Source organism: Burkholderiales bacterium (genome assembly GCA_035543335.1).
Taxonomy (GTDB): domain Bacteria; phylum Pseudomonadota; class Gammaproteobacteria; order Burkholderiales; family JAHFRG01; genus JAHFRG01.
Window position 1 is genome coordinate 17836 of record DASZZH010000028.1, and the last position, 23370, is coordinate 41205.

The 23370-nt window shown below is 56.4% G+C and carries 33 protein-coding genes, 1 pseudogene and 1 riboswitch; of the genes and pseudogenes, 16 read left to right on the forward strand and 18 right to left on the reverse strand.

What is annotated here, in order from left to right; translation table 11 throughout:
- Positions 1–64: 64 nt before the first annotated feature.
- The 12 genes and pseudogenes from rfbD to rfbB all read right to left on the reverse strand — a co-directional run bounded on the left by rfbD (position 65) and on the right by rfbB (position 7567).
- On the reverse strand, positions 65–928 hold the full coding sequence (rfbD, locus tag VHE58_07350) for a dTDP-4-dehydrorhamnose reductase (GenBank protein ID HVS27095.1): 864 nt from the start codon (positions 926–928) through the stop codon (positions 65–67).
- Positions 929–1021: 93 nt separating this feature from the next.
- Positions 1022–1357: a helix-turn-helix transcriptional regulator gene (locus tag VHE58_07355; GenBank protein HVS27096.1), complete on the reverse strand. Its 336-nt coding sequence runs from the start codon at positions 1355–1357 to the stop codon at positions 1022–1024.
- Positions 1341–1718, reverse strand: coding sequence for a type II toxin-antitoxin system RelE/ParE family toxin (locus VHE58_07360; protein HVS27097.1), 378 nt, complete (start codon positions 1716–1718; stop codon positions 1341–1343). Before VHE58_07360 ends, VHE58_07355 begins: the two co-directional genes overlap by 17 nt.
- 549 nt (positions 1719–2267) lie before the next feature.
- Positions 2268–2519 (reverse strand): DUF5615 family PIN-like protein, encoded by a 252-nt coding sequence (locus tag VHE58_07365; GenBank protein HVS27098.1) that lies wholly within the window; start codon positions 2517–2519, stop codon positions 2268–2270.
- Positions 2516–2743: a DUF433 domain-containing protein gene (locus VHE58_07370; GenBank protein ID HVS27099.1), complete on the reverse strand. Its 228-nt coding sequence runs from the start codon at positions 2741–2743 to the stop codon at positions 2516–2518. Before VHE58_07370 ends, VHE58_07365 begins: the two co-directional genes overlap by 4 nt.
- Before the next feature lie 455 nt (positions 2744–3198).
- Entirely contained in the window at positions 3199–3483 is a 285-nt protein-coding gene (locus tag VHE58_07375; GenBank protein ID HVS27100.1) for an XRE family transcriptional regulator, read from the reverse strand.
- 3 nt (positions 3484–3486) lie between these two features.
- Positions 3487–3800, reverse strand: a pseudogene (locus VHE58_07380) (type II toxin-antitoxin system RelE/ParE family toxin).
- Between the two features lie 243 nt (positions 3801–4043).
- Entirely contained in the window at positions 4044–4589 is a 546-nt protein-coding gene (rfbC, locus tag VHE58_07385) for a dTDP-4-dehydrorhamnose 3,5-epimerase (protein HVS27101.1), read from the reverse strand.
- Between the two features lie 130 nt (positions 4590–4719).
- Positions 4720–5595, reverse strand: a complete 876-nt coding sequence (gene rfbA / locus VHE58_07390) for a glucose-1-phosphate thymidylyltransferase RfbA (GenBank protein HVS27102.1) — start codon at positions 5593–5595, stop codon at positions 4720–4722.
- Positions 5596–5604: 9 nt separating this feature from the next.
- Positions 5605–5985, reverse strand: a complete 381-nt coding sequence (locus VHE58_07395; protein ID HVS27103.1) for a type II toxin-antitoxin system VapC family toxin — start codon at positions 5983–5985, stop codon at positions 5605–5607.
- The gene (locus tag VHE58_07400; GenBank protein ID HVS27104.1) at positions 5982–6230 is read right to left on the reverse strand and encodes a type II toxin-antitoxin system Phd/YefM family antitoxin; all 249 of its coding nucleotides are present in this window, start codon (positions 6228–6230) and stop codon (positions 5982–5984) included. Before VHE58_07400 ends, VHE58_07395 begins: the two co-directional genes overlap by 4 nt.
- Positions 6231–6469: 239 nt before the next feature.
- Positions 6470–7567 carry a dTDP-glucose 4,6-dehydratase gene (gene rfbB, locus VHE58_07405; GenBank protein HVS27105.1) on the reverse strand — a complete coding sequence of 366 codons (1098 nt, stop codon included), beginning with the start codon at positions 7565–7567 and terminating at the stop codon, positions 6470–6472.
- Positions 7568–7927: 360 nt separating this feature from the next.
- Here rfbB and VHE58_07410 point away from each other — a divergent pair, with 360 nt between their 5' ends.
- Positions 7928–8605: a hypothetical protein gene (locus tag VHE58_07410; protein HVS27106.1), complete on the forward strand. Its 678-nt coding sequence runs from the start codon at positions 7928–7930 to the stop codon at positions 8603–8605.
- A gap of 3 nt (positions 8606–8608) precedes the next feature.
- The gene (locus VHE58_07415; GenBank protein HVS27107.1) at positions 8609–9046 is read left to right on the forward strand and encodes a hypothetical protein; all 438 of its coding nucleotides are present in this window, start codon (positions 8609–8611) and stop codon (positions 9044–9046) included.
- A 32-nt stretch (positions 9047–9078) separates the two neighbouring features.
- Here the strand turns inward: VHE58_07415 and VHE58_07420 are convergent, their stop codons facing one another.
- Entirely contained in the window at positions 9079–10386 is a 1308-nt protein-coding gene (locus tag VHE58_07420; GenBank protein HVS27108.1) for a nucleotide sugar dehydrogenase, read from the reverse strand.
- Between the two features lie 155 nt (positions 10387–10541).
- Between VHE58_07420 and waaC the strand changes: the two genes are divergently transcribed.
- The 4 genes from waaC (at position 10542) to waaA (ending at position 13641) form a co-directional block, all read left to right on the forward strand.
- Positions 10542–11576, forward strand: coding sequence for a lipopolysaccharide heptosyltransferase I (waaC, locus tag VHE58_07425; GenBank protein HVS27109.1), 1035 nt, complete (start codon positions 10542–10544; stop codon positions 11574–11576).
- A complete protein-coding gene (locus tag VHE58_07430; GenBank protein ID HVS27110.1) occupies positions 11573–11953 on the forward strand; it encodes an endonuclease domain-containing protein in 381 nt (126 codons plus the stop codon). Before waaC ends, VHE58_07430 begins: the two co-directional genes overlap by 4 nt.
- A gap of 18 nt (positions 11954–11971) precedes the next feature.
- Positions 11972–12304, forward strand: coding sequence for a hypothetical protein (locus VHE58_07435; GenBank protein ID HVS27111.1), 333 nt, complete (start codon positions 11972–11974; stop codon positions 12302–12304).
- 89 nt (positions 12305–12393) lie between these two features.
- On the forward strand, positions 12394–13641 hold the full coding sequence (gene waaA, locus VHE58_07440) for a lipid IV(A) 3-deoxy-D-manno-octulosonic acid transferase (protein HVS27112.1): 1248 nt from the start codon (positions 12394–12396) through the stop codon (positions 13639–13641).
- Between the two features lie 170 nt (positions 13642–13811).
- On the opposite strand, the gene VHE58_07445 is transcribed toward waaA, so the two are convergent.
- Complete coding sequence (locus VHE58_07445) at positions 13812–14465, reverse strand: protein-L-isoaspartate O-methyltransferase (protein ID HVS27113.1); 654 nt, start codon at positions 14463–14465, stop codon at positions 13812–13814.
- A 60-nt stretch (positions 14466–14525) separates the two neighbouring features.
- Positions 14526–14671, forward strand: a riboswitch (TPP riboswitch).
- A 30-nt stretch (positions 14672–14701) separates the two neighbouring features.
- On the opposite strand from VHE58_07445, the gene thiC reads away from it, so the two are divergent.
- Positions 14702–16573, forward strand: coding sequence for a phosphomethylpyrimidine synthase ThiC (gene thiC, locus VHE58_07450; protein HVS27114.1), 1872 nt, complete (start codon positions 14702–14704; stop codon positions 16571–16573).
- 34 nt (positions 16574–16607) lie between these two features.
- The gene (locus tag VHE58_07455) at positions 16608–16823 is read left to right on the forward strand and encodes a type II toxin-antitoxin system HicB family antitoxin (GenBank protein HVS27115.1); all 216 of its coding nucleotides are present in this window, start codon (positions 16608–16610) and stop codon (positions 16821–16823) included.
- A 69-nt stretch (positions 16824–16892) separates the two neighbouring features.
- On the opposite strand, the gene VHE58_07460 is transcribed toward VHE58_07455, so the two are convergent.
- Positions 16893–18320: an FAD-binding protein gene (locus tag VHE58_07460; protein ID HVS27116.1), complete on the reverse strand. Its 1428-nt coding sequence runs from the start codon at positions 18318–18320 to the stop codon at positions 16893–16895.
- Between the two features lie 89 nt (positions 18321–18409).
- The gene (locus VHE58_07465) at positions 18410–18646 is read right to left on the reverse strand and encodes a hypothetical protein (protein HVS27117.1); all 237 of its coding nucleotides are present in this window, start codon (positions 18644–18646) and stop codon (positions 18410–18412) included.
- Positions 18647–18809: 163 nt separating this feature from the next.
- Between VHE58_07465 and VHE58_07470 the strand changes: the two genes are divergently transcribed.
- The 5 genes from VHE58_07470 (at position 18810) to VHE58_07490 (ending at position 20389) form a co-directional block, all read left to right on the forward strand.
- Positions 18810–19091 carry a type II toxin-antitoxin system RelE/ParE family toxin gene (locus VHE58_07470; protein HVS27118.1) on the forward strand — a complete coding sequence of 94 codons (282 nt, stop codon included), beginning with the start codon at positions 18810–18812 and terminating at the stop codon, positions 19089–19091.
- Between the two features lie 8 nt (positions 19092–19099).
- Positions 19100–19399 carry a HigA family addiction module antitoxin gene (locus VHE58_07475; protein ID HVS27119.1) on the forward strand — a complete coding sequence of 100 codons (300 nt, stop codon included), beginning with the start codon at positions 19100–19102 and terminating at the stop codon, positions 19397–19399.
- 136 nt (positions 19400–19535) lie between these two features.
- Complete coding sequence (locus VHE58_07480) at positions 19536–19703, forward strand: HigA family addiction module antitoxin (GenBank protein HVS27120.1); 168 nt, start codon at positions 19536–19538, stop codon at positions 19701–19703.
- 16 nt (positions 19704–19719) lie between these two features.
- On the forward strand, positions 19720–20040 hold the full coding sequence (locus VHE58_07485) for a transcriptional regulator (GenBank protein HVS27121.1): 321 nt from the start codon (positions 19720–19722) through the stop codon (positions 20038–20040).
- 19 nt (positions 20041–20059) lie between these two features.
- Positions 20060–20389, forward strand: a complete 330-nt coding sequence (locus tag VHE58_07490; protein HVS27122.1) for a helix-turn-helix domain-containing protein — start codon at positions 20060–20062, stop codon at positions 20387–20389.
- A gap of 210 nt (positions 20390–20599) precedes the next feature.
- Here VHE58_07490 and VHE58_07495 read toward each other — a convergent pair whose 3' ends face one another.
- Together VHE58_07495 and VHE58_07500 are read right to left on the reverse strand one after the other, a co-directional pair.
- Positions 20600–21844, reverse strand: a complete 1245-nt coding sequence (locus tag VHE58_07495; protein ID HVS27123.1) for a type II toxin-antitoxin system HipA family toxin — start codon at positions 21842–21844, stop codon at positions 20600–20602.
- Positions 21837–22079, reverse strand: coding sequence for a helix-turn-helix domain-containing protein (locus VHE58_07500; GenBank protein HVS27124.1), 243 nt, complete (start codon positions 22077–22079; stop codon positions 21837–21839). The genes VHE58_07495 and VHE58_07500 overlap by 8 nt, the downstream gene beginning before the upstream one ends.
- Positions 22080–22234: 155 nt before the next feature.
- Here VHE58_07500 and VHE58_07505 point away from each other — a divergent pair, with 155 nt between their 5' ends.
- From VHE58_07505 to mazF, 3 genes are all read left to right on the forward strand, one after another.
- Positions 22235–22438 (forward strand): hypothetical protein, encoded by a 204-nt coding sequence (locus tag VHE58_07505; GenBank protein ID HVS27125.1) that lies wholly within the window; start codon positions 22235–22237, stop codon positions 22436–22438.
- Positions 22439–22641: 203 nt separating this feature from the next.
- Entirely contained in the window at positions 22642–22887 is a 246-nt protein-coding gene (locus tag VHE58_07510) for an AbrB/MazE/SpoVT family DNA-binding domain-containing protein (GenBank protein ID HVS27126.1), read from the forward strand.
- A complete protein-coding gene (gene mazF, locus VHE58_07515; protein ID HVS27127.1) occupies positions 22881–23201 on the forward strand; it encodes an endoribonuclease MazF in 321 nt (106 codons plus the stop codon). The genes VHE58_07510 and mazF overlap by 7 nt, the downstream gene beginning before the upstream one ends.
- Positions 23202–23370 lie beyond the last annotated feature (169 nt).

Sequence of the window (23370 nt, forward strand, 5' to 3'; positions counted from 1 at the left end):
ATCCTGCACATTGAGCGTGCGCAGCGGCCGGCCGTGACCGCAGAAAAACAGCGCGGTTATGCATTCACGCAGCATGCACATGGCCGTACTCGGCCAGGCATTGCTTCAATGATGATTGCCATGCCGGCAACTCGAGCCCGAAACTTGTCATGAATTTGGTGTTATCAAGCACTGAATTTGCCGGGCGCGCAGCCGGAGAGGGGTATTCTGAAGAAGGAATCGAGCGGACGGGTATGGCCTGGCCTGAGATGCGCAGTATTTCAGTTGCAAAACTAAACCAGCTTGTTGTGCCTGAAGCACTCAAATGAAATAAACCGGACCTTTCTTTCGTCTCATCGAGGACTCGTGCTGTTGTTTCGGCGATATCGCGTGCCCAGGTGGGTGCGCCCTGCTGATCGCCGACTACTTTAAGCTCGGGGCGCTCGGCCGCAAGCCGCAGTATCGTGAGAAGGAAATTTTTTCCACGTGCGCTGTATACCCAGCTGGTCCGCAAAATCAAATATGGCGCGCCCGACGCCTGAATCGCCCGTTCTCCCGCGAGCTTGGTTTTGCCGTACACGTTGAGCGGGTTGGGTGTGTCTTCCTCGGTATACGGTGTGGTTTTCGCGCCGTCGAACACGTAATCGGTGGAGTAATGCACGAGCAGCGCGCCGAGGCGTCTTGCCTCTTCCGCCATGATGCCGGGGGCGGTACCGTTGATTGCCATTGCAAGATCCGGCTCTGACTCGGCCTTGTCCACTGCGGTATAAGCCGCGGCGTTGACGATGATATCGGGCGTGATTTCTCGGATGCGCGCCCTGATGGCGTCCGAGTTTGCCAGATTCATTTCCTCACGGCCCAGGGCGATTACCTCGCCGAGCGCGCCGAGCATCCGTTGCAACTCCCAGCCAACTTGGCCGTTCTTTCCAGTGAGCAAAATGCGAGGCATTTTGGTGAAGGGAAATTGGGAATGGGAAATGGTGAATGGTTCCGGCGATGCTTTGACCGCCTCTTTTCCCTATTTCCTATTCCCTGAACATCTCTATATAGTGACCAACACCGAAACCGATCCCAGCGGATGGTCGGTAGCCTTGGGCCGGATGATGATTTCTACGTCCCGGTCGAGCAGCGTCATGAAATACATCAACCGCTCCGACGAAAACCGGTTCAGCTTGTAATTCATCAGGTCCGACACATGGGGCTGCGGAATACCGAAGATCGCGGCCGCCTTTGCCTGGGTAAGCCCATGCTCCTTGATGAACTCATTGACCCGCATCGCGAGCTGTACCTTGAGCTTGCGTTCGCCGGCATCGCGAAACCCCAGATCAATAAATACGTCGCCCGTGCCAGGATCAACAGAATCATGCTTTTTTGCCATAGCGCACCTCATAGTCTTTCCGCGCCGCCTTCAGGCGGTCACGGATAAGTTCAACGTCAGTCTTCGCGGTACGGATGCCGGAGGGCGATTTTTTCTGAAAACAGTGCAAGATGTACATCGCCATCTGGAACCGTACTGTATAGACCGCTCGATACGCATTTCCCCGAAAATCTTCAACGATTTCTAGGACGCCCGGCCCTTCGCCTTTCCATGGCTTGGATGACGGCGGGATACTGCCCTGCTGCACTACGCCGAGGGCGTAGCCGATGTCGTCAACTACATCCTCGGGGAAACGCAGCAGATCCTTTTTCGAGGCCCCGACCCAGTGAACGGGTTGTTCGATCCGTGGCGCGGTCTTCAAACAGTGATTTTATACCGTTTTAGGTATGACACACAATCCCCCTTCGAAAGCTGTCCCGCTAAGGCGTGATGGGGAATGGGTGATGAGTGATGGGTGAATGGTGAATGGTGAATGGTAAATGGTAAATGGTAAATGGTAAATGGGGAATGGTAAGCTATTTTTCGGATGAACTGACGGCTTTGCGGTGTAATCCAGTAACCAGCTTGACTACCCTTTCAAGCAGCTCAAACACTTCCCGTTGTTTCAGATAGCCCAGGTCCTCGGAAATGAGTAGAAGCTATCTCAACAGGGGATGACCACCCCTTCCGCTATCGCTCCCTCCCCTCCTCGTCGAGGAGGGGAAGCACAAAGTGCAGGGGTGGTCGCACGGCGTCTGCGTGACCGAGTAAACGGTCTTTACCAGCCGCATGGCTTCCTGCCATGCATCCAGCCGTTGGTGTGGTCTCGCCATTTATCAGAATTATTGTTTCAGATCGAGGGGTAACAGGCTCAGTTCCGGGTCTTCATCAAACGCCCGAATCTTCGCGATCCTGCTGGAGACCAAGCGTGCTATGGCTGCAGTTCCTGCGTTGCCGACAGCCAGCCAGAGAACCTTCGGCGGCGGCCCATAGAGAACGCGTATTGCCGGAAGTCGTTGTCCTTGGACACGATCATGTAGCCATGATCGCGCGCGTAAGACCAGATCGCGATATCCACCGCGCCGCGCATGTCAAGGTGCTCGACGTGGGTACTGGCCGGGAAATCAGCCGCGAGAAGCTCTATGAGCCGCGGGCTGAGGTTTTCATCGAAAAGCAGCTTCACCCAGTAATCGGGGCCGCAAGCTTGCGTTCCCGGTCGGCCGCAAACTCAAGGGCGGCGCGGATATCTTCCTGCGACAGGGAGGGAAAATCCCGCAGGATATCGTCCTGCGACATGCCGCCGGCGAGATATTCCAGGATGTCGTACACCGTAATGCGGGTGCCCTTGAAGCAAGGCTTGCCGCTGCGAACGGCCGGGTCAATAACGATGCGTTCTCGATAGCTCATGATTGTTCATACTACCGCTGGCATGCGGCGAACTCAAGGCCGCCGCGTAACGTTAACGTACAGCGCCGGGAAGCCCGCCGGAGCGTAGCGGCGGCGGGCTTCCCGGTACAGCGCAGAAAGCGGACAATTAACTTGCTACAACACCGGACAGTTCTATTTGCTCCCAACAGGTGGCGCGCGGACTGTCAACCTGGAGCATGGGGAATGGGGAAATGGGGAATGGTTACCCCACCCCCATCTTGGCGCGCCCGCGGAGGGCGGAGCAGGTTTCGTTGGCTCTAGACAATAGATGCGACCCCGCAGCGGGATGCGGCGCCGGAGTCAACCGCGTGCTTATGTGCGCCTGCACGGTCACATCCCCAAAGGGGCCCCTGTTCCGCGTTCCAGCGCGCCCCCTGAGAGGGAAGGAACTCGAGTGATGGGTAATGGGTAGACCGCTTATGGTCATCCCGGGATCACGCCGCAAGGCGCAAATCCACCGGGATACCCGCCTTGGCGCAGAGTCCGACGAGATAGTCGAGCGAAAGCAGTTCCACCTTGCCGCGCACAATCTCGGACATGCGGGGCTGTGCGATTTTCAGGCGCTTTGCGGCCTGCGCCTGGGTCAGTTTCTCGCGTTCGATCCAGACGCGCAGGGCCTCCGCCAACTCCGCGCGCAGCAGCATCACCGCTGCTTCGTGGGGCGGAAACCCCAGATCCAGAAAAATATTGCCGCTGGATTCCGTCACCTTTTTTGCCATAAATCACCTCATTCCTGCTACCGTAGCCGCTTCCCGATAACGCTGCGCGGCGAGTTGCAGATCGTGCCGGGCGGTTTTCTGCGTGTTCTTCCTGAATGCGTGCAACACATAAACCGCATCCGCGAACTTTGCCACGTAGATCACTCTGAATGCGCCTTCCCTGTCACGAACTCGTATTTCGCATGCTCCCGCGCCTATCGCGGGCATCGGCTTCCAGTCGTCGGGGTCGCGCCCATCTGCACCATGAACAGCTCGTGACCGGCGCGGATGCGGGCGGACCCCGGAAAAGCGGACAGGTCTTCCTTGGAGGAACCCATGAAGCGTACAGGCTTTATTATACGAATATTCGTATACCTGTCAAGTAAAATGAAGCGCCATCCGCTTGAGGAAAAGGAACTGAAACTGTGAGATTTCCATTGAGTGGAAGGTGAGAGTTCTTTGTTCGCGCTTCAACAAGTCATTTTCTAGAAGCCATCTCAAAAATCCCCTCGCCCCGCCAGTGCGGGGCGAGGGAGCATTTTTGAGACCGGTTCTAGTCACCACCTGTCGTTCCACGGTTTTTACGGGAACGCTTCCGCCTTGGCGAAGGGCACGCCCTGCCGGTCCTTGGCGGAGAGCAATGGTTCGCCTTGCAGCGGCCAGGCGATGCCGAGATCGGGATCGTTCCACAGGATGGTGCGCTCGTATTCGGGCGAGTAATAATCGGTGGTTTTGTACAGGAGTTCCGCTGCTTCGGAGAGCGCCAGAAATCCGTGGGCAAATCCAGGCGGTATCCAGATAATTCGTTTGTTTTGGGTGGACAGCTTTGTACCTGCCCATTTGCCGAATGTGGGCGAGCTCTTGCGGATATCCACCGCCACGTCGAAGACCTCTCCCGCAGTCACGCGAATCAACTTCCCCTGCGGCTGCTTGATCTGGTAATGCAATCCGCGCACCACGTTTCGTGCCGAGCGTGAATGATTGTCCTGCACGAATTCCGCGTCGATCCCGGTGGCTTGCGCGAACGCCTTGCGATTGAAGCTTTCGAAGAAGAAGCCGCGCGCGTCGCCGAATACTTTCGGTTCGATGATCAGCACGTCAGGAATGGCGGTCTTAATTAAATTCATGTTCTAGTAATGGGTGATGGGTGATGAGTAATGAGTGATTAGGTGATGGGTGATGAGTGATGAGTGATGAGTAATGAGTGATTAGGTGATGGGTAATGGGTGATGAGTGATTAGGTGATGGGTGATGAGTTCAGAAAATCTTGTCTTGCAGCAGGCTCAGCAAATAGGCGCCATAGCCGCTGCCTTTCAGCGGTTCGGCAAGCGCCTGCAACTGTTCAGCGGAGATGTATCCCATGCGGTAGGCGATTTCTTCGGGGCAGGCGATTTTGAGGCCCTGGCGTTTTTCGATGGTCTGGATGAATTGGCCGGCTTCAAGCAGGGAGTCGTTGGTGCCGGTATCCAGCCACGCATGGCCGCGCCCCATGACGACGACGTCCAGTTTTCTCCGGCTAAGGTAATGCCGGTTGACATCGGTGATCTCAAGTTCGCCGCGCGCGGAGGGCTTGAGTGATTCGGCGATGCCGACCACGTCGCTGTCGTAGAAATACAGACCCGTCACCGCATAGCGGGAACGGGGTTTCTCCGGTTTCTCCTCCAAAGAAATGGCGCGGTTTTGTCCGTCAAATTCCACCACACCGTAGCGCTGCGGGTCCTGGACGGGGTAGGCAAATATGGTGGCGCCGGTTTGCCTGGCCGCGGCTTTTCGAAGGTCCATTCCCAGATCGTGGCCGTAGAATATGTTGTCACCAAGAACCAGCGCGCACGGCCCGCCATTGAGGAATGATTTGCCGATGATGATGGCTTGGGCGATCCCGTCCGGACTGCGCTGCACCGCGTAGGAAATGGCCAGTCCCCATTGCTCGCCGTCGCCAAGCAACTGCTCGAACCTCGAGATATCCTGGGGCGTGGAGATGAGGAGAAGTTCGCGAATGCCGGCCAACATCAAGGTTGTCAGGGGATAGTAGATCATTGGCTTGTCGTAGACCGGCAACAATTGTTTCGACACCGCGTGCGTCATCGGATACAGCCGCGTGCCCGATCCGCCGGCGAGAATGATGCCTTTCATTGTGCAATCCTACCGGGCGACCAGGACCGAAGGCCCGTACGCGGCGAGCGGCTGGTCTTGCGTGAGCAAGAGCATCGCCTCGGCGAGGCTCTGCGCGACCAGCAGGCGGTCGAACGGGTCCCTATGGTGCTTCGGGAGCTGGGCGACGCGCGCCGCGTGACGGCCCGTCACTGCCAATTCCTGGAAACCGCCTTCGCGTAACGCAGCGACAAACTCGTCCGGGTTGATGCGGATCTTGCCGAGGGACACTTTGATCGCGACCTCCCATACGCTCACAGCGCTCGCATAGATTTGGTTGCCGGGGTCGCGGATGAGTTCAGCCGCGCGCGCAGGAATACTTTTTCCGGCAAGCCACCAGATCAGCAGGTGCGTGTCGACCAGCAACCTCACCGGGAGCCGGCCTTGCCTTCGAAGGCGTCGAGCAGATCGTGGGCAAGCGGCGCATCGAAGTCCTTGCTCACGCGGATGCGGCCTTTCATGAGGCCGGGCATGCGGGGGGCCGTGGAAGCGGCTGCCGGCACGAGCCGCGCGACCGGGCGACCGGCCTTGGCGATCACAATTTCCTCACCGGCGTTGACCCGCTCGATCAAACGGGACAGTTGCGTCTTGGCCTGATGAATGTTGATGGTTTCCATTGCAATCTCCTTAGGACTTAGCTAAGTCTAGCTAAGTGGCTGCGGTCCGTCAACCGCCGCTTGCTGCAACAACCCCCTTGTCAAAGGGGGCCGACGCGTCGAAGGTGCGCGGGGGAATTTCTTCCGCAATCGGACGGCTGAAAATCCTCCGCGGCTGCGCCGCTGCCCCTTTAACAAGGGGGCGACACTCCCTGCGGCTTGCGCTGCTGCCCGCTTTCCGCGCCCTGGTGTACGGCCGCTCAGCGGCCGGCGTAGTTGGTGTCGATCCAGCGCCGATACGCGCCGCTCATCACTTCGGCCACCCAGTCTGGGTTGTCGAGGTACCAAGCCACCGTCTTGCGAATCCCGGTTTCGAAGCTTTCCTCCGGCCGCCAGCCGAGTTCCCGTGAGATCTTGCTGAAGTCCATGGCGTAACGGCGGTCGTGGCCTGGACGGTCTTTGACGAACGTGATCAGCGAGGAGTAATGGGTGATGGGTGATGGGTGACCGGGTGATTGGGTGATTGGGTGAGGAACGAGGGGACGAAGTTCGTCGAGAATGCCGCAAACGGTTTTGACTACTTCTAGGTTGGTTTTTTCGCTGCCGCCGCCAATGTTGTACATTTTTCCGACCCGGCCGCGGGCCAGTACTGCCCGAATCGAAGCACAATGGTCGCCGACGTAGAGCCAGTCGCGGACATTCATCCCGTCGCCGTAGACCGGAAGGGGCTTGCCCTGCAGCGCGTTGAGTATCATCAGAGGTATGAGCTTTTCCGGAAATTGGTAAGGGCCATAGTTGTTGGAGCAATTCGTAACCATAACGGGCAGCCCATAGGTGCGGCAATAAGCCCGTACCAAATGATCGGCTCCCGCCTTGGACGCCGCGTAGGGGCTGTTCGGAGCGTAACGGCTGGTCTCGATGAAAGGAGCCTCATCGGGCTCGAGCGAACCGTATACCTCATCGGTGGAGACGTGGAGAAAGCGGAACGCCGCTTGCTCCGGCTCCGGGAGTTTTTGCCAATGCGCCCGCGCTTCTTCCAGCAGGTGAAATGTGCCCAATACGTTGGTCAGGATAAAATCTTCCGGGCCGTATATCGACCGGTCGACGTGGCTTTCTGCGGCAAAGTGGACGATGGCGCGGGGTCGATGCTGGACAAGCAGTTGGCTAACCAGCGTCCTGTCGCCTATATCGCCATGAACGAAAATATGTTTCGAGCTGTTCTTCAGGCTGGAAAGGTTGTGCAGGTTGCCGGCGTAAGTGAGCTTGTCCAGATTCACAACGGGGGTGCTTTCCGTTGCGATCCAGTCAAGCACGAAATTCGAACCGATAAATCCGGCGCCGCCGGTAACGAGGATCATGTAACCGCTCCAAGAGCACGTGAATCAAAGCGGGATTGTAACGTCTGGCGCCCTGATTTTCCATGGCGTAAAGATAACGGGCGGTATCAGGCTGTTGAAAAAGTCTCGCATCGTCATTGCGAGGAGCGCGGTCTGCGACGAAGCAATCTCGAACTCTTTGATTCGAAAAAGTGAGATTGCTTCCCCTTCGCTGCGCTCTGGGCTGCGGCTCACGCGCTCGCAATGACGGGTAATTCGACTTTATCAACAGCCTGGTATCCCGGTTTGCTGGTTTTGCATGCCAACATGAAGCAGGAAAGCTTGTTTTTGGCGCGGGAAGCGCGTAACATTGTTTCCGTAACATGTTACGGAAAATATATCATGCGCCATAATCAAAATGAAGATTGGGCAAAACTCTGGAAAAGCATAGTCGAAATAGCAAAAAGCTATCCCGAGAGTGTTGTATTCATCGGCGGGGTTGCCGTTTACATTCATGTTTCCGGTGCCAAGGACGCAGCGGGGTTCATTGAAACCAGCCATGATGCCGACTTTTACATTTCGCTTGCCGATTTTGCCGATCTGCGCGATGTAGAAGAAGTCACCGCCAATCGCCGGCTCAACAAGTACCAGATTGTCAAGGACGGACTCGAGTACGATATTTACCTCGAGCACAACAATGCTCTTGCGGTGCCTTACCATGAGGTTTTTGCCCGCTCGACCGTTATAGAGGGTATCCGCGTTGCATGTCTGGAACACTTGGTGGTATTAAAACTTAACGCCTGGCAGGATCGGCGGGGCAGCGCGAAGGGAAGAAAAGATGAGCGCGACCTGATCAAGCTCTGTTGGCTGATAGCAAAACAGGGTTTTGACGCCGGTCTGGTGCGCCCTTATCTGACTGCGGAACAAGCCGGGCTGCTTTCAAACCTGCCCAAGTCGCCCGAATTTCTGGCTGTGACTTCCGGCAACATGCACGCTGCCCGCCCCCTGCGGGAAGCCTGCGAACGCGTGGCAAAAGAGCTGGCGAAACCGGCCAAGCCGGTCAAGCGTCCAAAGGGGTGAACAATGAAACCCATCCCTTTTCGTCCCATGATTGCGCCGCCAAAAATTGCGGCCTCGCCACCGTCCCGCAAAGCCTATCCGCATCTCACTGACTTTGCGAGGCTGTGCGAAGCGGCCGGGATTCCCTCGCGCGTTACCGGCGGCGATCCGCTCCGAGTGGCGCTAGGCCCGGCGCAGGAGAGCATCCGCTGCGACAACATCCGCTACGTGGGTCTGGGGCAGGATTTCGCAAAGCCCGCGCGCGAAAAAGCGCTCAGGGCACTGGAAATACTCACGCACGCCTTCCATGAATACGCAGCCCGAGAGGCAGTATGCGGGCGAAACCTGTTCAGCGTTCCGGCGAAACCCGGGCGCCCGCGGTCGGCAGGCCGTCCCTTAAGTGCCGCGGAACGGATGAGGAGAATGAGGGCGCGCCCGGTTCGCAATGACAGATCAAAATGAGCCACCGCGAATAAACCGTGGTGGAAAGGCCTTCAGGCTTTGACGATATTGCCGGCAGGTTCCAGGTAGACGCCTCTCGTGTCGACGATCAATTTGGCATACTTTTTGATGATGTGGTAATCGAAAGCATCGTGATTGGTGGTGAGCACCACGCAGTCGTAAACGGCGAGAGAATCGGGTGTTAGCGGGATGCTGTGCAGTGCAAAATCATGCTTGCGTATTTTGGGGAAGACCGGCACATGCGGGTCCGAATAAGCTAATTCTGCGCCTTTGGCCCGGAGCAATTCCATCAGCTCAACGGCGGGAGATTCGCGCATGTCCTCCACGTTTTTTTTGTAGGCAATGCCGAGAACAAGAACACGGCTGCCCTTGATTGCCTTGCCTCGGTCATTCAATGCGTCGGCGATTTTTCCCAAGACCCACGTCGGCATGTTGCTATTGACTTCGCCCGCCAATTCGATGAAGCGGGTGTGCACACCGTATTGACGGGCTTTCCAAGTGAGATAAAAAGGATCGATGGGAATGCAGTGACCCCCCAGGCCGGGGCCGGGATAGTAAGGGACGAAACCAAACGGTTTGGTGGCGGCGGCGCGGATGACTTCGTGAATGTCGATGCCCATTTTGTCGGCGATGATTTTCATTTCATTCACCAAACCGATGTTGACCGCGCGGTGGATGTTTTCCAGCAACTTGGCCATTTCCGCCGTTCGTGCCGAACTCACCGGCACAACCTTGTCGATAGCTTGCCGGTAAAGCGCGAGGCCCGCTTTAAGGCAGGATGCAGTGGTGCCGCCGCAGACTTTGGGTATGGCCCGGATCTCGAAATCGGAATTGGCCGGGTCCACCCGCTCCGGTGAGAACACCAGAAATATATCTTTGCCGACTACGAGCCCGGTTGATTCGATGCGCGGCTTCAGTTCCTCATCCGTGGTTCCGGGATAGGTGGTGCTTTCCAGCGAGACCACTTGTCCCGCGCGCAAATGCGGCAGCAGCGAATTCAAGGTGCCGAGGACGAAGCTGAGATCCGGCTCTCGATAAGGATTGAGCGGCGTCGGAACGCAGATAATCAGCGCGTCCGCCTCGGAGGATTTCTTAAATTCGCTGGTGGCGACGAAGCCTTTTTTCAGGGCAGTCGCGATGGATTGGCTGGGAATGTAACTGATGTAGCTCTCGCCTTTATTCAGGCGACTGACCTTGTCCGGATCGATATCGATGCCCAACACCCGATAGCCGGCTTCGCTAAACCGCAGCATCAAGGGCAATCCCACATAGCCCAGGCCGATAATGCCGATGAGAGCGGACCGATTCTCCAGTTTTACGATGAGTTTACTGAGCGACATACACCACCGGAGCCTTAAAAAATCAGCCAATTATACACCAATGCGGAAGCGCTCCCCGGCACGGTCGGCCGCGTCCTTTGCCGGCCAATCTTTGAGCATAAATCGTTTCAGTGTAGGCTAGTGGGTCGCGAATCCCCCGACAATCAAAATCACTAATGCCAAAAATTTTGCTGGTCAAAACCTCCTCGATGGGGGATGTCGTCCACAATCTGCCGGTGGTGAGCGACATCCGCCGGCATTTTCCCGAGGCGCACATCGACTGGGTGGTGGAGGAAGCGTATCAGGCGATTCCGGTGATGCACGCAGGAGTGGGCGCCGTTTTACCGGTGAAATTGCGCCGTTGGCGCAAAACGCTGTGGCAGCGGCAGACCTGGTGGGAGCTTGCTGATTTCCGCGAGTGGCTGGGCAGCGGGCAGTACGATTTTATTCTCGATTCCCAGGGATTGATTAAAAGCGCGCTGATCACACGGCTGGCGCGCGGTGTGCGCTGCGGGCTCAACTGGAAGAGCGCGCGCGAGCCGCTGGGCTGGTTTTACGACCGTGTTTTTGACGTGCCGTGGACGCTGCACGCGGTGCAGAGAAACCGTTCGCTCGCCGCGCAGGCGCTGGGTTATGCGCTGGAGGGCAAGGCGGATTACGGCATTCAGGCCAAGCCCGCAAATTTTTCCTGGCTTAAAGCCCCCTATGCAGTGTTGTTGCATGCGAGCAGCGACAGCGACAAGCTTTGGCCGGAACCGCGCTGGATTGAGCTGGGTGCTTATCTGAATGGATCGGGGCTCTCCTGCGTTCTGCCGTGGGGCAGCGAAGGCGAGCGGGTGCGCAGCGAGCGGCTGGCACGCCGGATAAAATTTTCTGTTATGCCCCCGCAGCTCACTCTTGACGAAGCGGCGTCCCTGCTTGCCGGCGCCAAAGTTGTCATCGGCGTCGATACCGGGCTTGCGCATCTCGCCGCGGCGCTCAAAGTCCCGGTCATCGGGATTTACTGCGCGACCGAGCCTCAAGACACCGGAATTTATTCCGAAAGCGCCGTCAATCTGGGCGGGAAAAATCGCCCGCCGGCGGTAGGCGCGGTTGCGGCGGCGCTCGATAAGTTGCTTGCGGTACGCTCCGACTTTCCTTCCCCCTTGATGGGGGAAAATTTAAACCCTCCCCTTCAAGGGGAGGGTACGGGTGGGGATGGGGTAGCGTGAAAGGGCAAATCAACAAGAGCATTCTTCAGGGCGGACTTCAACGCAGACTGCGCGACAACATGACTGATGCGGAGTTGCGCTTATGGCATTACCTGCATAGAAGGCAAATGGACGGTTTCAAATTCCGTAGGCAGCATCCTTTCGGAGACTACATTCTTGACTTTGTTTGCCTGGAAGCGATGCTTGTAATCGAGATGGACGGAGGGCAGCATGGAGAGCACATGGAGCGGGACGCAGCTCGCACGGCAACGCTGATGAGCGCGGGTTTCAGGGTGCTGAGATTTTGGAATAACGAGATATTTCATGACGTCGAAGCGGTTAAGGATTCGATATGGCGCGCTTTGCATACCCCACCCCCATCCCAACCTTCCCCCTGAGGGGGAAGGAGTTAAAAAATGGTGGCTTCCCGCGAAGAGGGAGGAGTTAAAAAATGGCGGCTTCTCCTTCACCGGCTTGAGCAGAGTGAATTCCTGCTCCCCCTGATGAGGAAGGAGTTAAAAAATGGTGACTTCTCACTGGTAGGGAGGGAGCTGAAGCCGGTGGCTTCCTCTGATTTGCGAACCTCTCCTTCAAGAGGAGGCAGAATCTTACGATTCCTCCCCTTCACAGGGATGCAGAATTTTATGATCCCTCCCCTTCAAGGGGATGCAGAATTTTATGATCCCTCCCCCTCAAGGGGATGCAGAATTTTAGAACCCTTCTCTTCACGGGGAGGCAGAATTTTATGATCCCTCCCCTTCAAGGGGAGGGTTGGGGTGGGGATGGGTTATTGAAAAGGAACTGACGACCTTTCCCTCAGCGGTAAGGGGACATTGAGATGATCAAGACGCGCTTCGTCTACACCCTGCTGACCTACGCGATGCTGCCTTTTGCGCTGCTGCATCTGCTATGGCGCAGCCGACGCCAGCCGGCCTATCTCAAGCATATTCCCGAGCGTTTCGGTTTTTACCGGGAAGCGCCCGGAAGACCGGTGATTTGGCTGCACGCGGTTTCAGTTGGCGAGACGCGCGCGGCGGAGCCGCTGGTGAAGGCTTTGCGCCAGGCGCATCCCGGGCATCAGATTCTGCTCACCCACATGACGCCCACCGGGCGCGAAACCGGCGAGCAGCTTTTCGGCGGCAACGTTCTGCGCTGTTATCTTCCCTATGATTTCCCACAGGCGGCCGAGAGTTTTTTGCGGCATTTCAAACCGGTTGCCGGCGTGCTGCTGGAAACCGAAATCTGGTTTAACCTGATTCACCTCTGCAAGGAAAAAAAGATTCCGCTTTATCTGGTAAACGCTCGGCTCTCTGAAAAATCTGCCGCCCGTTACGCGCGTTTTGCAAGCCTAGTGCGGCCGGCGCTGCAATCGCTGACCGCTGTTTCAGCGCAGACGCAGCAGGACGCGGAGCGCTTGCGAGCGCTGGGCGCGGCAAGCGTTGAAGTCACGGGCAGCCTGAAATTCGACGTGAAGCCGCCCTCTTCCTTGCTCGAACTCGGTGGCGAATTGCGTTCCCGCTTTGGCGCGAGGCCGGTTTTTCTCGCCGCCAGCACCCGTGAATGCGAGGAGGAACTGGTGCTGCAAGCGGCCGCGGCAACCGGCCTTGCGGATCTGCTTACGGTCATCGTGTCGCGCCACCCGCAGCGCTTTGACGAAGTCGCGGCATTATTGCAAAGCCGTAATGTTCGCTTCCAGCGTAGAAGCGAAAATCGGCCTGTCGCCGCCGACACGCAATTTATACTGGGCGACAGCATGGGAGAAATGTTCGCTTACTATGCGGCGTGCGACGTGGCTTTCGTGGGCGGGAGTCTTCTGCCTTACGGAGGTCAGAACCTGCTCGAGGCCTGTGCGGTGGGCAAGCCGGTATTAATCGGCCCGCATACTTTTAACTTTGCCGAAGCTGCCGAGCTTGCGGTGCAAGCGGGTGCAGCGCAGCGCGTTACCAATGTTGCTGAACTTGGGGAGGCAATCAAATCCTTGTTTGCCGATGCAGCGAGACGAAAAGTGATGGGAGAAGCGGGCCGCACTTTCATTGCGCGGTATCAGGGCGCGACGCAAAGAATCCTGCGCTTAATCCGTTTTTAATTATTGACAACCTTGATTACGCCGTGCCCGTTCGTGGTGATGCTTCGACAAGCTCAGCACTAAAGGCTGTCGAACGCTCTCCTGAGCGTAGTCGAAGGACATGAACGGAGGTAGGCTACGCCGCTCACCCTTCGACGAGCTCAGGGCGAGCGGCAAATTTTGCAACTCGGTTAAAAAATAAAGCGTTCAGGCTGGGGCGCGTTGACCAGCGGTGTAATGCAGGTCTCGAACAAATCCACCGAGTTGTACGCTCCGGGCGCAACACAGGCAATCAGTCTTGCCGCCATCACCGGCGGATCGCCCACGATGGCAAATAGCCTGCCGCCGGGATTCAGGCTTTGCTGCCACGCCTCGGGCAGCATCGGCACCGAACCGGTGAGCACAATCACATCGTAAGGCGCATGCGCATTCCAGCCGCGCGCGGCATCCCCCACTTCCAGCGTGGCGTTGCTGGTACTTTCGGAGCGGAGGGTTTGCGCCGCCTGCTTCGAAAACTCGGGAATGATTTCCACGCTATAGACGTGCTGCGCTTTGGCGGCGAAGAGCGCGGTGAGGTAACCGCTGCCGGTGCCCACTTCAAGCACCATGTCGGTTTTTTTTGGCGCAAGCTCTTGTAGCACGCGCGCTTCCATTTTCGGCTGCCACATCGCCTGGTCGTGTCCCAAGGGGATTTCCATGTCGGCAAAAGCCAGCGCGCGCCATTTTTCCGGGACAAACCGCTCGCGCCTGATTACAAGCAACAAATCAAGAACTTCCTGATCGAGCACTTCCCACGTGCGGATTTGCTGCTTGATCATGTTGAAGCGCGCTTGTTCGATATCCATGGACCTGAAATCGGAGGGCGTTTGCGAGCTTGCAATTATCGCATAGTCCGAGTAGCGTCTCACTTACGTTAGGGGTCCTGGTTGTTAATGGAACCCTACAAAACTCCCAAGCGCAAGCGACGAGTTTTGTAGACCAGCCGGGTGAGATCATACCCTTATAACCTGATACGGATAATGCCGGCGCAGGGAAGCGTTGAATTCCTCCACCGCTCCCCGCGTCCTGCGAGGAGCGAGTTGTGAATGCCAACCCGAAATTCTTAAGTGCCACCGCCCACGTTGATGAAGCGGCGGTGAAACCGTTGCCGAATTCGCGCAAGGTTTATGTCGAAGGCAGCAGTCCCGACATCCGGGTGCCGATGCGTGAAATCGTTCAATCCGACACGCCCGCTTCTTTCGGCGCGGAGAAAAATCCGCCGCTTTATGTCTACGACACCTCCGGCCCTTACACTGACCCTGCGGCAAAGATTGATGTCCGCGCCGGGCTTCCCGCTTTGCGCGAAAAATGGATACTCGAGCGCAATGACACGGAAAAACTCTCCGGCCCAAGCTCCGAATTCGGCAGCCGCCGTCTGACCGATCCCAAGCTGGCGGAACTGCGTTTCAATTTGAAGCGCAAGCCTTTGCGCGCCAAACCGGGCATGAATGTCACGCAGATGCACTATGCGCGCAAGGGCCAAATCACGCCGGAGATGGAATTCATCGCCGTCCGCGAGAACCAACGCTGCGACGAGCTTTCCGAATTGCTTACCCACCAGCATCCGGGGCAGGATTTTGGGGCCTCAATTCCCAAATTGATTACACCGGAATTCGTGCGCGATGAAGTGGCGCGCGGCCGGGCGATCATTCCCGCCAACATTAACCATCCGGAAACCGAGCCGATGATCATCGGCCGCAACTTCCTGGTGAAAATCAACGCCAACATCGGCAATTCAGCCATCACCTCCTCGATTCAGGAAGAAGTGGAAAAAATGACTTGGGCCATCCGCTGGGGCGGCGACACGGTGATGGATTTGTCCACCGGCAAAGACATTCACGAAACGCGCGAGTGGATTATCCGTAATTCGCCGGTGCCCATCGGCACCGTGCCGATTTACCAGGCATTGGAGAAAGTAGACGGAAGAGCGGAAGAGCTCACTTGGGAAATCTATCGCGATACTTTGATCGAGCAGTGCGAGCAGGGCGTGGATTATTTCACCATTCACGCCGGAGTGCGGCTGCCGTTTATTCCGCTCACTGCGAAACGCATGACCGGCATTGTCTCGCGCGGCGGCTCGATCATGGCCAAATGGTGCCTCGCGCATCACAAGGAAAGTTTCCTCTACACCCGCTTCGAGGAAATCTGCGAAATCATGAAAGCGTATGACGTGAGCTTCAGCCTGGGCGACGGCCTGCGCCCCGGCTCGATTTACGACGCCAACGATGAGGCGCAGATCGCTGAATTAATAACTCTCGGCGAGCTGACCGACATCGCCTGGAAACACGATGTGCAGGTCATGATCGAAGGCCCGGGCCACGTGCCCATGCAGCTCATCAAGGAGAACATGGATTTGCAATTGAAGTATTGCAAGGAAGCGCCGTTCTATACTCTCGGGCCGCTCACCACCGACATCGCGCCGGGCTATGACCACATCACGTCTGCAATAGGTGCGGCGATGATAGGCTGGTACGGCACTGCCATGCTCTGCTACGTCACGCCCAAGGAGCACCTCGGGCTTCCCGACAAGGACGACGTCAAAGACGGCATCATGGCTTACAAGATCGCTGCGCATGCCGCCGATTTGGCCAAAGGCCATCCGGGCGCGCAAATTCGCGACAACGCTTTATCCAAAGCGCGCTTCGAATTCCGCTGGGATGACCAGTTCAACCTCGGCCTCGACCCCGACAAGGCGAAAGCTTTCCACGACGAGACCCTGCCGCAGGAAGGCGCCAAGCTCGCCCATTTCTGCTCCATGTGCGGCCCGCATTTTTGTTCGATGAAGATTACCCAGGACGTGCGCGATTACGCAGCCAGCCACGGCTTCTCCGAAACCGAAGCCTTGGAGAAGGGGATGGAGGAGAAGGCTGTGGAGTTTGTGAAGCAGGGCGGAGAGGTCTATCAAAAGGTGTAAACTAGACGGACGCTCTTCAAGTTTGGAGACCGCAATGAAGAAAAAACATCAGTTAACCGCGATTATCGAGAAAGAGGGCAACGGCTACGTGGCGCTGTGTCCGGAATTTGATATCGCCAGTCAAGGCTACACCATTGAGGAAGCGCGCAGTAACCTGCAGGAAGCCGTGGAGCTTTTTTTCGAAACCGCCGATCCCACCGAAGTCAAGCAACGCCATCCGCCAATCCGGCCTGCCGCGAAATTTATTTGAGACTTCATGAAGTGGTGCCGCTTTGCGGCGGCCATCTCAAACGACCGCTTAGACACCGCGTTCGCGGGCTTAGCCAGGAAACATTCCGTGTCCCGGTGCCAGCACATTCTTCGGGTCGAACCGCGCCTTCGAGGCTTGGACCGATTTCCAAACGGGTCCATAGTGCTGGATCCAATCGGCCTGCGAAAACGGAATCGCGCTCGTCGTCAATCGTGTTCCGCCCATAGCGCGCGCCCGCTCGTATAGTGTGCGATTCATCGCGATCGCGGACGATATATCAGCCGATGCCGGCAGAACCCGCGAAATCTGGAATCTGAAGACGATATCTTCGTTCGGCAAACGGACGAGCGGACGCTTCATGGAGCTCCTCCTCCATGCAGACATGCGCGGAGTCACAAAGGCAGCCTCTTCAGGAGTGGCAAGCATTCTCGATGTGTACTCGACGTATCGAGATGAGGGCAAGCAGAGGTACACAAAGGGTTTTAGCGTGGGAGCAGTACAGATAGTGCATACTTCTTCGCGGCGATAGTACTGCTCATAGGTCATCACTTTGGTGGTTTGGTTCGCAAACCTCAACCCCGCGAGCAGTGGCGCCTCACTTGGAGTATTCGGAGCGTCATAGAAAACTCCGCCTTCGACGTAATACGCGATGCCACCGCCCGGCTGTGCGGCGCCCCTCCCGTCGAGGTGGTTGAAGCGCCCAACCTTCGCGAGAAACGCCAGGTCAGCGGAGGCTGTCTGAAAGTCCTCGTAGTTCAACTTGAAGAACAGGACGTGAGTGGGTGCGGCAACCAGCTCCATGACGACTTTCACGATAATGCCGCATTGACCCAGCCCGCCAAGCATGGCGTTGAAGAGATCACTGTTGCGTTCGTCGGAACAGGTCACGAGCTGCCCATCCCCCGTCACCACCTGGAGTTCCAGAACACGGTCGACCTGAAAACCTTGGGTGTACGTCGTCACGGCAAATCCACCCGTACTGATCGTGCCGCCGACCGAAAGGAAGATATCGGCGATCACCGGCAGCGTTCGCTTGGAGGCGTTCGCTGCATCCAAAACGGCGCTCCACTTTGCTCCGGCGCCAACCTCGACGGCGCCCGAATTGATGATGCGGACGGAATTCAAACTACTGGAGTCGATGACGACTCCCCCCTCGGCCTGAGTTTGGCCAAAAAATGAATGGGCCTGACCCCGCATCGCAACTTTGAGGCCATGGCGGTTCGCGAACTGAACCAGCTTCACGATATCTTGAGCCGAGCCGGGTTTGAGCACAGCGATCGGCAGCCGATGCACGATGCGTCCAAAGTCGTTCGCAGCCGCCTGCAGCGCAGCATCGTCGAAGAGCAGTGTCCCGCTGAGATCCGTCAGGTCATTGCGCAGCAGCAGCCCCGGCGGCAGCGACGGCGCCAAGGAACTGCATGATGGCTGTAGCGCAAGGAGCGCTGCTCCGCCTGCGAGCCTTTTGACGAACTCGCGGCGAGAAATTATTCGTTCCATGATTTACCTCCCTTGTTCTGACGGCAGTCTTGTCGCACGGGTGTCTAACTGGAAATGGACAGACCTCTCTAATCCGGAATTTCCGACGATCAGATCGGGTGCCACGCGAGTTGCTCGATGCGCCCAAAGAATCTGCCCAAAAAGAGGCTCAGTGTCAAGCGGCTTTCAGCAAGCTGGAGGATGTAATAGCGGGCATGCCGGATCAGGTGCCCACCGGTCTTGAACACCCGCTGCTGTAGGCTTGTTAGTGACCCGCTCTGAATGGCACGGGGCAGGACCAGCCGACGCAGGAGAATACCGAGATTATAGGCGATCACCCACGGCATGGAGGAAAAAGCGGTAGAATTCCGGCAGGCGGGCGCTGAGGTGTATCGAAAACTCTGAACAAATTAGAACAGCATCCACGCTCAGGATAAAGGTGTCCCTCGGTTCTGCTGCCACGTGGTAATAACGCTTGACGTATTATGCGAAGCGTAATACCCTTTACGTATGATCAAGTCCTTCCGTTCGCCCGACACGGAAGCGCTGTTTCATGACAGGCAGGTCGCGCGTTTTCGAGCGATCGAGCGGCCGGCGCGCCGCAAGTTGCTGTATCTCAACCAGGCACGCTCGCTCCAGGACCTGCTTGTCCCGCCGGGTAACCGGCTGGAAGCGCTGAAGGGTAACCGCAAGGGCCAGCACAGCATCCGCATCAACGACCAGTGGCGGCTCTGCTTTCGCTGGTCGGAAGGACACGCATTCGACGTCGAAATCGTCGATTACCACGCATAGGTGAAGCCATGACTACGAAACTGCTCGATCCAATTCCTCCCGGGGAGGTCCTCTACGAGGAATTTATGAAGCCGCTCGGGGTGAGTATCAACGCGCTTGCGCGCGAAATCGCTGTTCCGCCCAATCGAATCAGCGAGGTCGTGAGCGGCAAGCGTGCGATCACCGCTGATACCGCGCTGCGGCTGGGTAAATATTTCGGTGTCTCCCCGGAAATCTGGATGGGGTTGCAGGTGGATTACGACCTGCGTCTCGCCAAGCGCACGACCTGGCCGAAGACCGAGCGCCGCGTGCGGGTGCACGCAGCCTAAGGCCTGCACATATGGCCAAGCTCAAACCCATTCACCCCGGCGAAATTCTGATGGAAGAATTTCTGAAGCCGCTCAATGTGAGTCAGTACCGGCTCGCGGTGGATATTGACGTGTCCCCCGCCGCATCAATGAGATCGTGCTCGGCAAGCGCGGCATTACCGCCGGCACCGCTCTTCGCCTCGCTCATTACTTCGGCATTTCACCGCAGTTCTGGATGAACCTGCAGGCCAAATATGATCTGCAGACCGAGGAAGACCGGATGGGAACCAAAGTCAAGAATTTGAAAGTGCTCAAAGCGGCTTGACGAATCGCCAGACGACATGGCACTGACACGGGATTTCAAGGAAACGGTTCTGGCGCGCGCGCAGCGTGACGCGCGGTTCCGCGAAGCGCTGTTTACCGAGGCGATCAACGCCTACCTGGCCGGCGATACCACTGTAGGCAAAGCCGTTCTGCGCGATCTGGTGAACGCGACCATCGGATTCGAAGGTCTCGCGGCGGAAATCAACAAACCGAGCAAGAGCCTGCATCGGATGCTGGCCCCGCGCGGCAATCCAAACACCGAAAACTTTTTCGACATCGTGAGAGCATTGCAGAAAAAGACGCGCGTGAAGCTGCGTGTAACGGCAAAGCCGGTTTGAGCAGGATAAGGAAACAATCATGAGCACCGGAAAACTTAAGCGACTGCAAGCAGCTGGCTGGAAAGTCGGAACGGCGAAGGATTTTCTTAAATTGAGCCGGGAGGAGGCTGCGCTGGTTGAGCTGAGGCTCTCCCTGATCAGCGCCGTGAAGAAATCCCGCTTGAAGCACGGCATTTCCCAAATTGATCTCGCACAACGCTTGGGGTCGAGCCAGTCCCGCATAGCCAAGATCGAGGCGGGCGATCCCTCGGTCTCGCTGGACCTGATCGTGCGCGCGCTGATTGCCGCCGGCGCTACACGGCGGGACTTGCAAAAAGCCTTCACGTCTAGAGAACGAATTGCGGCCTGAGGACTCCGCCTATAACAAAGCTCAAACCCATTCACCCCGGCGAAATTCTGATGGAGGAATTCCTGAAACTGAGGCGCTGGAGCGCGGCATGGGAGAAAAAGCGGTAGAATTCCGGCTGGCTGGCTGGGATGTGTATTAGAAAGTCTAACCAACAAGTATTACAGTCGTTGTATCTGATTGTGCGGAATTTAAATTAGGTGCTTGATGAAGTCATTTTTTCAGTAGGCCTAGAAGATACTTAGACCGCGTAGAGATGATGCTGCAAATTTTGTCAACTAATATCTGCTCGTTTACCTGGAGGTTCAGTTCTGCCGTAACAACCTTAGCCGCGGCAATTATGGCCTCTGAGAGATCATTGATCTGTTTCCAAACAATGCGGGGGTTCGCCCCGGATTCTTTTGCGAGTACTTCCCAATGACGCTTCTGTAACCAGCTTGGCCTGTTCTCGCCACCAATCTTTAACGCAAGCTTGTCCGTAAGATCTAAATATGTCCCCGTACAAATTAGATCATAAAAGGGAGCAAGCGTAATTCCCTTCGTCGTGATCAAAAGAGACAGGTTTTTCGCGTGAGCATCAGCATTACCAATCAAGTAGTTGAAGATCACCCACAAAATAAGACCTAAACGATCTTTTGCTGCCTGAGAGCTGTATTTGGAAACAACGTCGAAACAAGCTGTAAGGCTAGGCCCGCCTTCTTTTTCGTATTTCTTACTTGAAGGCAAATTAAGCGCTTGGCAAAAATCAATTTGGTGGATGCGCGTAAGTTTTCCATTTGTTCCAATGACTCGATCGTATCTGGCGACCAAATAGATTGGGCCCGGTTTGCGAAGAATGGCTGATTTGGGAACAGGCAAGCCGACTTTATTGGCAAGCACCATGCAGAAGCATTCATTAACGGGCATATTTTCATAGTGTGGTGAACCTGGTTTAAGAATGTGCGAACTTGGGGCACCACCCAAAGGGAGCGACAGTTGTTCGCCATCATAGTAAACGGGCAACTTATTCTGCGCACCGGCTAAGGATAAGCGAAGCTCATCATCGGCGACCAAGAGAGGCCGTTTCTGCATGTCCGCCAGTATCGTGCCAAGCTTCTTTTCACTAATTGGTGTATAGCTAACATCTGTCTTACGCACTTCCCCGACCGACCAAAGTGAGACGGCGCCTGCACAATCCCCCCCAATTTCCTCAAGCAACCCAAATGTGTTTTTTTCCGACACACGTTTTAATTTCGCAATGGCAGCCCGAACTTCGCCTTCGGGTAACAGATTCTCAAAAAATGGGCGCGATATTTCATCCGGAAACTCTTCAAGATGGCGTGGCATTGTTACCGATAATGGAAAGAATCGATCTGATCCTAGCCACTCCTTTGCATATGCAAAAAGGAGTTTGCCTCGCACTTCGCGTAACTGGCCCGCAAGATCCTGATTCACGTACACATCGAGGGCATCACTCATCTTTGCTCCAGAAGGGCTTCTTTGAGCCAAGTGATAACGCGAGTCCAAGGCCATTGATCACTTTGAGTGTCGTATCTAGCCGAACAGTGTCCTTCCCCCTTTCGAGGTCGGAAAGGAAACGGACCCCGACACCACACAGAAGAGCTGCTTCTGCCTGGCGTAATCCCATGGACTTTCGGGCAGCGCGAATTGCTCTTCCAAGATGCTTAACGGACGAAAGATCGATAATAGTCATTGGCGTAAGTGGTCAAAATCAGTTTTCCCGAACGGGAATATTACATACTAGTGAGTACGGAGTCAAGGATATTTTTCCCGAACGGGAAACTTTGTGAGAAATACCGCCTATTACTAGAGTATTTTCCCGATTGGGAATTCTAAGACCTAACGTCATTGAGCAAAGCCGTTCTGCGCGATCTGGTGAACGCGACCATCGGATTCGAAGGTCTCGCGGCGGAAATCAACAAACCGAGCAAGAGCCTGCATCGGATGCTGGCCCCGCGCGGCAATCCCAACACCGAAAATTTCTTCGGTATCGTGAGGGCATTACAGAAAAAGACGCGCGTGAAGCTTCGCGTGACGGCCAAAGCGGCTTGAGCGCGGGATGGAGGAAAAAGCGGTAGAATTCCGGCAGGCGGGCGCTGAAGTGTATCGAAAACTCTGAACAAAGCGATATGGCACTGACACCAGACCCCTGGAAAAAGAGTTCAAGGCAAATTCGCGCGCGAAGAAACGTGGGTGGTATTGACTGATATACGGCGTATAGCCATAACATATACGTCCTGTCTTGGAGCACTGCCATGCAATCACAAAAAATTCTGCGTTGGGGCAACAGCCTGGCGTTACGTCTGCCCATGCCGTTCGCGCGCAGCGCGCAGCTGGCCGAAGGCTCCAGCGTCAAGTTGAGCCTTGCCAAAGGACGAATCATCGTCGAGCCGCTGCACGAGGCCGGTTTGAGTCTTAAAAAGCTGGTGAGTCAAATCACGGCGGGTAATCTGCACCGCGAAACCGACACCGGGCAAGCCAAGGGTTTTGAAGTGTGGTGAAACGCGCTTCGCGCTACCAGCCTGACCGCGGTGATTTGATGTGGCTGGATTTTAATCCCCAGGCAGGACACGAGCAGGCGGGCCGGCGTCCTGCTCTCGTCGTCTCCCCACTTGCTTACAATGCAAGAACCGGATTGGCGCTGTGCTGCCCCGTCACCAGCCATATCAAGGGCTATCCGTTCGAGATTTTGGTCCCCGATGGATTGAAGGTTTCCGGCGCCGTGCTTTCCGACCACGTCAAGAATCTGGACTGGAGCGCGACGCGCGGAATTCATCGCGCGGTTGCCACAACGCGAGTTGGAGCAAGTTATTAATCGAGTCATTCTGCTGTTGAAGGGCAAATAAGTCCTGTCCAGCGCTCTGATGGAAAAATTCCTGAAGCCGAGGCGCTGGAGCGCGGCATGGAGGAAAAAGCGGTAGAATTCCGGCAGGCGGGTGCTGAGGTGTATCGAAAGCTATGAACGGAACACGGGTCCCGCCCAC

Excerpts from the sequence above, each read along its gene's own strand:
- rfbD (HVS27095.1), bottom strand. The coding sequence starts at position 928 with ATGCCTCGCATTTTGCTCACTGGAAAGAACGGCCAAGTTGGCTGGGAG.
- VHE58_07355 (HVS27096.1), bottom strand. The coding sequence starts at position 1,357 with ATGGCAAAAAAGCATGATTCTGTTGATCCTGGCACGGGCGACGTATTT.
- VHE58_07370 (HVS27099.1), bottom strand. The coding sequence starts at position 2,743 with ATGAGCTATCGAGAACGCATCGTTATTGACCCGGCCGTTCGCAGCGGC.
- VHE58_07375 (HVS27100.1), bottom strand. The coding sequence starts at position 3,483 with ATGGCAAAAAAGGTGACGGAATCCAGCGGCAATATTTTTCTGGATCTG.
- rfbC (HVS27101.1), bottom strand. The coding sequence starts at position 4,589 with ATGAATTTAATTAAGACCGCCATTCCTGACGTGCTGATCATCGAACCG.
- rfbA (HVS27102.1), bottom strand. The coding sequence starts at position 5,595 with ATGAAAGGCATCATTCTCGCCGGCGGATCGGGCACGCGGCTGTATCCG.
- VHE58_07400 (HVS27104.1), bottom strand. The coding sequence starts at position 6,230 with ATGGAAACCATCAACATTCATCAGGCCAAGACGCAACTGTCCCGTTTG.
- rfbB (HVS27105.1), bottom strand. The coding sequence starts at position 7,567 with ATGATCCTCGTTACCGGCGGCGCCGGATTTATCGGTTCGAATTTCGTG.
- VHE58_07410 (HVS27106.1), top strand. The coding sequence starts at position 7,928 with ATGCGCCATAATCAAAATGAAGATTGGGCAAAACTCTGGAAAAGCATA.
- VHE58_07415 (HVS27107.1), top strand. The coding sequence starts at position 8,609 with ATGAAACCCATCCCTTTTCGTCCCATGATTGCGCCGCCAAAAATTGCG.
- VHE58_07420 (HVS27108.1), bottom strand. The coding sequence starts at position 10,386 with ATGTCGCTCAGTAAACTCATCGTAAAACTGGAGAATCGGTCCGCTCTC.
- waaC (HVS27109.1), top strand. The coding sequence starts at position 10,542 with ATGCCAAAAATTTTGCTGGTCAAAACCTCCTCGATGGGGGATGTCGTC.
- VHE58_07435 (HVS27111.1), top strand. The coding sequence starts at position 11,972 with ATGGTGGCTTCCCGCGAAGAGGGAGGAGTTAAAAAATGGCGGCTTCTC.
- waaA (HVS27112.1), top strand. The coding sequence starts at position 12,394 with ATGATCAAGACGCGCTTCGTCTACACCCTGCTGACCTACGCGATGCTG.
- VHE58_07445 (HVS27113.1), bottom strand. The coding sequence starts at position 14,465 with ATGGATATCGAACAAGCGCGCTTCAACATGATCAAGCAGCAAATCCGC.
- VHE58_07455 (HVS27115.1), top strand. The coding sequence starts at position 16,608 with ATGAAGAAAAAACATCAGTTAACCGCGATTATCGAGAAAGAGGGCAAC.
- VHE58_07460 (HVS27116.1), bottom strand. The coding sequence starts at position 18,320 with ATGGAACGAATAATTTCTCGCCGCGAGTTCGTCAAAAGGCTCGCAGGC.
- VHE58_07465 (HVS27117.1), bottom strand. The coding sequence starts at position 18,646 with ATGCCGTGGGTGATCGCCTATAATCTCGGTATTCTCCTGCGTCGGCTG.
- VHE58_07470 (HVS27118.1), top strand. The coding sequence starts at position 18,810 with ATGATCAAGTCCTTCCGTTCGCCCGACACGGAAGCGCTGTTTCATGAC.
- VHE58_07475 (HVS27119.1), top strand. The coding sequence starts at position 19,100 with ATGACTACGAAACTGCTCGATCCAATTCCTCCCGGGGAGGTCCTCTAC.
- VHE58_07485 (HVS27121.1), top strand. The coding sequence starts at position 19,720 with ATGGCACTGACACGGGATTTCAAGGAAACGGTTCTGGCGCGCGCGCAG.
- VHE58_07490 (HVS27122.1), top strand. The coding sequence starts at position 20,060 with ATGAGCACCGGAAAACTTAAGCGACTGCAAGCAGCTGGCTGGAAAGTC.
- VHE58_07495 (HVS27123.1), bottom strand. The coding sequence starts at position 21,844 with ATGAGTGATGCCCTCGATGTGTACGTGAATCAGGATCTTGCGGGCCAG.
- VHE58_07500 (HVS27124.1), bottom strand. The coding sequence starts at position 22,079 with ATGACTATTATCGATCTTTCGTCCGTTAAGCATCTTGGAAGAGCAATT.
- VHE58_07510 (HVS27126.1), top strand. The coding sequence starts at position 22,642 with ATGCAATCACAAAAAATTCTGCGTTGGGGCAACAGCCTGGCGTTACGT.